The 9,454-nt window shown below is 34.1% G+C and carries 9 protein-coding genes; all 9 read left to right on the top strand.

Features of this window, described 5'->3' with window-relative positions:
* The first annotated feature begins 3 nt into the window (after positions 1 to 3).
* On the top strand, positions 4 to 1,236 hold the full coding sequence (gene nusA, locus F1592_RS09605; RefSeq protein ID WP_053017091.1) for a transcription termination factor NusA: 1,233 nt from the start codon (positions 4 to 6) through the stop codon (positions 1,234 to 1,236).
* Positions 1,237 to 1,261: 25 nt separating this feature from the next.
* Positions 1,262 to 1,546, top strand: coding sequence for an RNase P modulator RnpM (gene rnpM, locus F1592_RS09610; RefSeq protein ID WP_011275933.1), 285 nt, complete (start codon positions 1,262 to 1,264; stop codon positions 1,544 to 1,546).
* Positions 1,543 to 1,860, top strand: coding sequence for a YlxQ family RNA-binding protein (locus tag F1592_RS09615; protein WP_053017092.1), 318 nt, complete (start codon positions 1,543 to 1,545; stop codon positions 1,858 to 1,860). Before rnpM ends, F1592_RS09615 begins: the two co-directional genes overlap by 4 nt.
* Before the next feature lie 4 nt (positions 1,861 to 1,864).
* The gene (gene infB, locus F1592_RS09620; protein ID WP_037537311.1) at positions 1,865 to 4,015 is read left to right on the top strand and encodes a translation initiation factor IF-2; all 2,151 of its coding nucleotides are present in this window, start codon (positions 1,865 to 1,867) and stop codon (positions 4,013 to 4,015) included.
* A 161-nt stretch (positions 4,016 to 4,176) separates the two neighbouring features.
* Positions 4,177 to 4,527 (top strand): 30S ribosome-binding factor RbfA, encoded by a 351-nt coding sequence (gene rbfA / locus F1592_RS09625; protein WP_037551622.1) that lies wholly within the window; start codon positions 4,177 to 4,179, stop codon positions 4,525 to 4,527.
* Between the two features lie 226 nt (positions 4,528 to 4,753).
* Positions 4,754 to 5,671, top strand: a complete 918-nt coding sequence (gene truB, locus F1592_RS09630) for a tRNA pseudouridine(55) synthase TruB (protein WP_053017093.1) — start codon at positions 4,754 to 4,756, stop codon at positions 5,669 to 5,671.
* A gap of 14 nt (positions 5,672 to 5,685) precedes the next feature.
* Positions 5,686 to 6,657 (top strand): riboflavin biosynthesis protein RibF, encoded by a 972-nt coding sequence (gene ribF / locus F1592_RS09635; protein WP_037537305.1) that lies wholly within the window; start codon positions 5,686 to 5,688, stop codon positions 6,655 to 6,657.
* Between the two features lie 113 nt (positions 6,658 to 6,770).
* Entirely contained in the window at positions 6,771 to 7,040 is a 270-nt protein-coding gene (gene rpsO / locus F1592_RS09640; RefSeq protein ID WP_011275926.1) for a 30S ribosomal protein S15, read from the top strand.
* A 135-nt stretch (positions 7,041 to 7,175) separates the two neighbouring features.
* The gene (gene pnp, locus F1592_RS09645; protein ID WP_053017094.1) at positions 7,176 to 9,278 is read left to right on the top strand and encodes a polyribonucleotide nucleotidyltransferase; all 2,103 of its coding nucleotides are present in this window, start codon (positions 7,176 to 7,178) and stop codon (positions 9,276 to 9,278) included.
* Positions 9,279 to 9,454 lie beyond the last annotated feature (176 nt).

Here is a 9,454-nt window from a genome sequence, read left to right on the forward strand (position 1 = left end):
ATTGTGGCAAGTAATGAACTTTTATTAGCAACTGAATATTTAGAAAAAGAAAAGAAAATCCCTAGAGAAGTATTAATTGATGCAATTGAAGCAGCTTTAATAACTGCATATAAAAAGAACTATGATAGTGCTAGAAACGTACGTGTGGAATTAAATATGGACGAAGGTACTTTTAAAGTTATAGCACGTAAAGAAGTTGTAGAAGAAGTATTTGATGACAGAGACGAAGTAGATTTAAGTACAGCATTAGTTAAAAATCCAGCATATGAAGTTGGTGATATCTACGAAGAAGATGTTACACCAAAAGATTTTGGTCGTGTTGGTGCACAAGCTGCTAAACAAGCAGTAATGCAAAGACTAAGAGATGCTGAAAGAGAAATTCTTTATACTGAATTTATTGATAAAGAAGATGATATTTTAACAGGTGTTATCGATAGAGTTGACCATCGTTACGTTTATGTTAACTTAGGTAGAATTGAAGCGGTCTTATCTGAAGCTGAAAGAAGTCCTAACGAAAAATATATTCCTAACGAACGTATCAAAGTCTATGTTAATAAAGTGGAACAAACAACTAAGGGACCACAAATATACGTTTCTAGAAGTCATCCAGGCTTGTTAAAACGTTTATTTGAGCAAGAAGTTCCTGAAATTTATGATGGAACTGTTATTGTGAAATCAGTAGCACGTGAAGCTGGTGATCGTTCTAAGATTAGTGTTTATTCTGATAATCCAGACATCGATGCGGTAGGCGCATGTGTTGGTGCAAAAGGTGCTCGAGTTGAAGCTGTAGTTGAAGAACTAGGTGGAGAAAAAATCGACATCGTTCAATGGAATGAAGATCCTAAAGTATTTGTACGTAATGCTTTAAGTCCTTCACAAGTATTGGAAGTTATCGTTGACGAAGACAATCAATCTACTGTAGTTGTAGTTCCTGACTATCAATTGTCACTAGCTATTGGTAAGAGAGGTCAAAATGCTCGATTAGCTGCAAAATTGACTGGATGGAAAATTGATATTAAATCAGAAACTGATGCTCGTGAAGCGGGAATTTATCCTGTGATTGAATCTGAAGAATTAGCTGAAGACATCGTTTTATCAGAATCAGATGATGAAGATATTGAAATTGATGATGTTAATCTAGAGGAATCAAATTTAACTACTGCAGAATTAGCGGCAGATATCGATGAATCTTCTGAAAATATCGAAGAAGCAGACAGTGAAGAAAAAGACGTATAAGCAGATAATTGGGGTGAGTAATTAAGTGAAGAAGAAAAAGATTCCAATGCGTAAATGTATTATTACAAATGAAATGCGTCCCAAAAAAGATATGATTCGCGTTGTTATTAACAAAGAAGGCGACATTTTTGCTGATGGTACTGGCAAACAACAAGGTAGAGGCGCTTATGTTTCAAAAGATGTTCAAAGTGTAGAAGCAGCCCAAGAAAAAGGCGTACTTGAAAGATATTTTAATGCAGATTCTGAGAAGCTAGACCCTGTTTACAAAGAAATTATACGTTTGATTTATAGAGAAGAGATTCCTAAATGAGCAAAGAACAAATTTTAAACTTTTTAGGTTTAGCAATGAGAGCCCGTAAAGTAAAGTCTGGCGAGTCTGTATTGCTTACTGAAATCAAGAAAAATAATATAAAGCTTGTTATCATGGCATCTGATGCCTCAGAAAACACTTTAAAGAATATAAAAAATAAATGTGAATCATATCATGTTCCATTTAGAATCTTTAGTACAAGAGCAGAATTAGGACAATCTTTAGGCAAGTCGGAACGTGTGAACATTGGAGTAATAGACTCTGGGTTTGCGACTAAGCTTACGTCGATGATAGATGAATATTGTAAGGAGTGATTATATGAGTAAAAAAAGAATTTACGAATATGCGAAAGAATTAAATGTTAAGAGTAAAGAGATTATAGATGAGTTAAAAAATATGAATGTAGAAGTATCAAACCATATGCAAGCGTTAGAGGACGATCAAATTAAAACGCTTGATAAAAAGTTTAGACCACAAGAAAGTAACAACAATACAAAACAAAACACTCAAAATAATCACCAAAAACAACAAAACAATAACAATACTAAAAATAATAACAAACAGAACAACAAAGGTAACGCGAATCAAAAAGGCAATAATAACAACAAAAATAATGCCAAAAATAATAAAAACAACAAAAATAATAAGAACAATAAAAATAATAAAAACAACAAAGGTAACAAAAATAATAAACCGGCAGCAGAACCAAAAGAAATGCCATCTAAAATCACATATGAAGAAGGCATTACAGTTGGCGAGTTAGCTGATAAATTAAATATTGAATCATCAGGAATTATTAAAAAATTATTCTTATTAGGCATCGTTGCTAATATTAACCAAGCACTTGATGAAGAAACACTAGAATTGATTGCGGATGATTATGGTGTTGAACTTGAAAAAGAAGTCGTTGTAAATGAAGAAGATTTATCAATTTACTTTGATGAAGAAGAAGCTGATCCAGATGCAATTGAACGACCAGCCGTTGTTACAATTATGGGACATGTTGACCATGGTAAAACAACATTACTTGATTCAATTCGTCATACTAAAGTTACAGCTGGAGAAGCAGGCGGTATCACGCAACATATTGGTGCTTATCAAATTGAAAATGCTGGTAAAAAAATTACATTCCTTGATACACCTGGACACGCAGCATTTACTACAATGCGTGCACGTGGTGCTCAAGTAACGGACATCACAATTTTAGTAGTCGCAGCTGATGATGGTGTAATGCCACAAACAATTGAGGCAATTAACCATGCTAAAGAGGCTAACGTTCCTACTATAGTAGCCGTAAATAAAATTGATAAACCTACTGCAAACCCAGACCGTGTTATGCAAGAATTAACTGAGTATGGTTTGATCCCTGAAGACTGGGGCGGTGAAACAATTTTTGTTCCACTTTCAGCATTAAGTGGTGAAGGTATTGATGATTTATTAGAAATGATTGGCTTAGTAGCTGAAGTCCAAGAATTAAAAGCTAATCCTGATAAACAAGCTGTAGGTACTGTGATTGAAGCGGAGTTAGATAAATCACGTGGTCCAGCTGCTTCATTATTAGTTCAAAACGGGACATTGAATGTTGGTGACTCAATAGTTGTAGGTAACACATATGGACGAATTAGAGCGATGGTTAATGATTTAGGTCAAAGAATTAAATCAGCAGGCCCTTCTACACCTGTAGAAATTACAGGTATCAATGATGTGCCATTAGCTGGTGATCGCTTCGTTATCTTCAAAGACGAAAAACAAGCACGTCGCATTGGTGAAGCGCGTCATGAAGCAAGCGTTATCCAACAACGTCAAGAAAGCAAAAATGTTTCATTAGACAACTTATTTGAACAAATGAAACAAGGTGAAATGAAAGATCTTAACGTGATTATCAAAGGTGACGTTCAAGGTTCTGTTGAAGCACTTGCAGCTTCTCTTATGAAAATTGATGTAGAGGGCGTTAATGTACGTATTATTCACACTGCAGTTGGTGCTATTAATGAATCAGATGTTACATTAGCTAATGCGTCAAATGGTATTATTATTGGTTTCAATGTGCGTCCAGACGCAGGTGCTAAACGTGCTGCAGAAGCTGAAAACGTTGATATGAGACTACATCGCGTTATTTATAATGTTATTGAAGAAATTGAATCAGCTATGAAAGGTTTACTTGATCCTGAATTCGAAGAACAAGTTATCGGACAAGCTGAAGTACGTCAAACATTCAAAGTGTCTAAAGTTGGCACAATTGCTGGTAGTTATGTTACTGAAGGTAAGATTACTCGTAATGCAGGTGTTCGTATTATTAGAGACGGAATTGTTCTATTCGAAGGTGAATTAGATACATTGAAACGTTTCAAAGATGATGCCAAAGAAGTAGCTCAAGGTTATGAATGTGGTATTACAATTGAAAAATTCAATGATATTAAAGAAGGCGACATTATCGAAGCATTTGAAATGGTTGAAATCGAAAGATAAGACTTAACAATATATGTATAGGTGGACGCGGAGAAGCCGTCCACCTTTTTAAATGATGAACATTACAATATATTGTTTCTTTAAGATAATGCGTTTGAATCTAACTTAAATAGTGAATAGAATAACAAAGAAGAGTAACATCAAATATTGAGGTGACATAAATGAGTAACATGAGAGCAGAACGCGTAGGCGAACAAATGAAAAAAGAAATAATGGATATCGTTAATAATAAAGTTAAAGATCCTAGAGTAGGGTTTATCACAATTACTGACGTTGACTTAACAAATGACTTATCTCAAGCAAAAGTTTACCTTACAGTCTTAGGTAGCGAAAAGGAAGTTAATGATACGTTTAAAGCTTTAGACAAAGCGAAAGGATTTATTAAATCTGAATTAGGTTCAAGAATGAGATTGCGTATCGTTCCAGAATTATTCTTTGAATATGATGAATCAATTGAGTATGGTAATAAAATCGAGAAAATGATTCAAGATTTGCATAAGCAAGATAGATAAATATTTATAATCTTAATTACAGCAAATTTACTATATAGTTAAGGGGTAGGACATTGAAATTAGTATAATTTCAGTTCTACTCTTTTTTAAAATTAAACAAATTAAAAAATTACCAATTTAGCTATATGGTATACGAATTAGTGTTATTACTTTATATTAAATAACACAAGTTAAGTCAGATAAGTTATGATACATAAGTGTACTTAAAACTGAAGGACGTGAAAAAATGTATAATGGTATTTTACCTGTATATAAAGAGCGTGGATTGACGAGTCATGATGTCGTCTTTAAGCTAAGAAAAATCTTAAAAACTAAGAAAATTGGTCATACTGGGACATTAGATCCTGAAGTATCTGGGGTATTGCCAGTATGTATTGGTACTGCCACTCGTGTAAGTGATTATGTGATGGATATGGGAAAATCTTATAACGCTACCATAACTCTAGGGGAAAGTACGACTACGGAAGATCAAACAGGAGAAGTTATTGATAAAGTAGATGTACAAGAAAACGCAATAAATATAAACGAAGTAGACGCTGTTTTAAAACAATTTGAAGGAATTATAGAACAAGTTCCACCTATGTATTCATCTGTTAAAGTAAATGGTAAAAAGTTATATGAGTATGCACGAAAAGGTGAAACTGTTGAACGACCAGTTCGTAAAGTAAATATAGATTCGATAGCACGCACCTCTAAACTTCAATTCGAAGACGGGAAATGTCATTTTAATATTGAGGTTAAATGTGGTAAAGGTACATATATTCGCACATTAGCAACGGATATTGGTAAACAATTAGGGTATCCAGCTCACATGTCGCTATTGACACGAATAAATTCAGGTGGGTTTGACATTAAAGATAGTATAACATTAGATCAAATCTCTCAATTACATGAGCAAGACACATTACAATCACACTTATTTCCTTTAGAATATGGTTTGAAAAGTTTGCCGAAAATTTATGTTTCTGATGAAAATATAAAAACTAGAATATTAAATGGACAAAAGTTTAATAAAAAACAATTTAATCAAACGATTGAACAACAACTCGTCTTTATTGATTCTGAGACGGAGAAAGTAATGGCAATTTATATTCAACATCCGGAAAAAAATCATGAAATAAAACCTAAAAAAGTATTTAATTAAAGGAGTCTAAAGTTATGAAAGTGATAGAAGTAACCCATCCAATTCAAGAAAATCAATTGATAAAAGAAGACGTTGCGATGGCATTTGGCTTTTTTGATGGCATGCATCGTGGTCATCATAAAGTGTTTGAAGCATTGGATGAACGTGCTGCAGCGCAAAATTTAAAAAAGGCAGTAACAACATTCGATCCTCATCCTTCTGTTGTGTTAAATCCTGAACGTAAACGCACGGATTATTTAACACCACTTTCAGATAAACTTGAAATGATCGAACAACACGACGTGGATTATTGTATTGTTATTAATTTTTCTTCACGATTTGCGAGTGTAACAGCAGAAGAGTTTGTTCAAGACTATATTATTAATAATCGTGTTAAAGAAGTGATTGCTGGTTTTGACTTTACTTACGGTAAATTTGGAAAAGGTAACATGTCCGTATTAAATGAAATGGATGAATTTAGCACTACAATAGTTGGTAAACAAGAAATGGATACTGAAAAAATCTCTACTACTGCAATTAGGGAAGCTTTAAAAGAAGGGAATTTAAAAAAGGCCAATGAGCAGTTAGGTTATCTCTATCGAATTAAAGGCACTGTAGTTCAAGGAGAGAAACGTGGACGTACAATTGGCTTTCCTACGGCAAATGTTCAACCAAGTGATGATTATGTTTTACCTAAAAAAGGGGTTTATGCTGTTAGTATGGCGATAGGTGCTGAAAATAAAATCTATCGTGGTGTAGCTAATGTTGGTGTTAAACCTACTTTTCACGATCCTTCTAAAGCTGAAGTAGTGATTGAAGTTAATATATTTGATTTTAATGACAACATATATGGTGAACGTGTCATTGTTTATTGGCATCATTATTTAAGACCAGAAGTTAAATTTGATGGTATAGATCCATTAGTTGAACAAATGAATAATGATAAAGAAAAAGCGAAATACTTACTTTCAGTTGATTTCGGTGATGATGTATCGTATAATATTTAAAGTTGAGTTCTAGAAAATAGAATTCATAAATATTATTCCTTTATCTTGGCGGGTTGAGACTCCGACGCCTAGCTCAGATTAAGGTGTATACAAATTTTAGGAGGAATTTAATTATGGCAATCACTCAAGAACGTAAAAATGAAATTATCAAAGAATATCGCGTGCACGAAACTGACACTGGTTCACCAGAAGTACAAATCGCTGTTTTAACTGCAGAAATCGCTGCGTTAAACGAACACTTACGTGAACACAAAAAAGATCACCATTCACGTCGTGGATTATTAAAAATGGTAGGTCGTCGTCGTCACTTATTAAACTACTTACGTGGTAAAGATATTCAACGTTACCGTGAATTAATTAAATCATTAGGTATCCGTCGTTAATTTTTATATATTAAGAGGAAAGCACCATTTAGTTTGGTACTTTCCTTTTTTTATCGTTTAATATAAATCACTAATATAAAATTTGAAAAATAAATGATATGATGTAGTTAATAGATTTCAGAGAGGAGATTCATAATGTCTCAAGAAAAGAAAGTGTTTAAAACTGAGTGGGCTGGAAGATCGTTAACGATTGAGACAGGACAATTAGCAAAACAAGCTAATGGTGCAGTTTTAGTACGTTATGGAGATACGGTTGTATTATCTACGGCTGTAGCATCTAAAGAACCGCGTGATGGTGACTTTTTCCCATTAACAGTTAATTATGAAGAAAAAATGTATGCTGCTGGTAAAATTCCAGGAGGATTTAAAAAACGTGAAGGTCGTCCAGGAGACGAAGCAACATTAACTGCACGTTTAATTGATAGACCAATTCGACCACTTTTCCCTAAAGGATATCGACATGACGTTCAAATTATGAACACAGTACTAAGCGCTGATCCAGATTGTTCGCCTGAAATGGCTGCAATGATAGGCTCTTCAATGGCATTAAGTGTTTCAGATATTCCTTTCCAAGGACCAATTGCTGGTGTTAATGTAGGTTATGTTGATGGTAAATATGTAATTAACCCTACCGTTGAGGAAAAAGAAGTTTCACGTCTAGACTTAGAAGTTGCCGGTCATAAAGACGCAGTAAACATGGTAGAAGCTGGTGCAAGTGAAATAACTGAGAAAGAAATGTTAGAAGCTATTTTCTTCGGACATGATGAAATCAAACGTTTAGTAGCATTCCAAGAAGAAGTGGTAGCTCACATTCAACCTGTTAAAAAAGAATTTGTACCTGTAGAACGTGATGAAGCTCTGGTTTCAAGAGTTAAAACACTTACTGAAGAAAAAGGCTTAAAAGAAACAGTTTTAACATTTGATAAACAACAACGTGACGAAAACTTGGATACGTTAAAAGCTGAAATTGCAACTGAATTTGTTGACGAAGCAGATCCTGAAAATGAATTGTTAATTGATGAAGTTTATGCGATTTTAAATGACTTAGTTAAAGAAGAAGTACGTCGTCTTATTGCTGATGAAAAAATTAGACCTGATGGACGTAAACCAGATGAGATTAGACCTCTTGAATCTGAAGTTGGTTTATTACCACGAGCACATGGTTCAGGTTTATTTACACGTGGACAAACACAAGCTTTATCTGTATTAACATTAGGAGCATTAGGTGATTATCAACTTATTGATGGACTAGGTCCTGAACAAGAAAAACGATTCATGCATCATTACAACTTCCCTAATTTCTCTGTTGGAGAGACAGGCCCAGTTAGAGCACCTGGTCGTCGTGAGATTGGACATGGTGCATTAGGCGAGAGAGCATTAAAATACATTATTCCAGATACAACTGAATTCCCTTACACTGTACGTATTGTAAGTGAAGTATTAGAATCTAACGGTTCATCTTCACAAGCATCAATTTGTGGTTCAACTTTAGCTTTGATGGATGCTGGTGTGCCAATTAAAGCGCCTGTTGCAGGTATAGCAATGGGACTAGTTACACGTGAAGATAGTTATACGATTCTTACGGATATCCAAGGTATGGAAGATGCTTTAGGGGATATGGATTTTAAAGTTGCAGGTACAAAAGAAGGTATAACTGCGATACAAATGGACATTAAAATTGATGGTTTAACACGTGAAGTCATTGAAGAAGCTCTAGAACAAGCGCGACAAGGTCGATTAGCGATAATGGATCACATGTTACAAACAATTGATCAACCACGTAAAGAATTAAGTGCTTATGCTCCTAAAGTGGAAATAATGCATATTAAACCTGATAAAATTAGAGACGTAATTGGACCAGGCGGTAAGAAAATTAATGAAATCATTGATGAAACTGGTGTTAAATTAGATATTGAACAAGATGGTACAATCTTCATAGGTGCAATTGATCAAGACATGATTAACCGTGCTCGTGAAATTATTGAAGATATCACACGTGAAGCGGAAGTAGGCCAAGTTTACAATGCAAAAGTTAAACGTATTGAAAAGTATGGTGCTTTTGTAGAATTGTTTGCCGGTAAAGATGCTTTATTACACATCTCTCAAATTTCAAAAGAACGTATTAATAAAGTAGAGGATGTATTAAGTATAGGCGATTCAATTGAAGTGAAAATAACTGAAATTGACAAACAAGGTCGCGTAAATGCTTCTCATAAAGCATTAGATGAAAATAAATAATAATTTTAAGGGAGTTGGACAGAAATAATATTTTCTCAAAATTTATTTCGTTGTCCTACCCCGTCAAAGATGACTAGGTTTGAAAAAAGCTTGATTCAAGCGCATTTTCAAATCAGTCAGCTACTGACAAAATGATAAAGTAGGCTGAGACATTTTATTGGCTCTACGTCAAATCG

Source organism: Staphylococcus sp. GDX7P312P, from assembly GCF_008385775.1.
Taxonomy (GTDB): Bacteria; Bacillota; Bacilli; order Staphylococcales; family Staphylococcaceae; genus Staphylococcus; species Staphylococcus haemolyticus.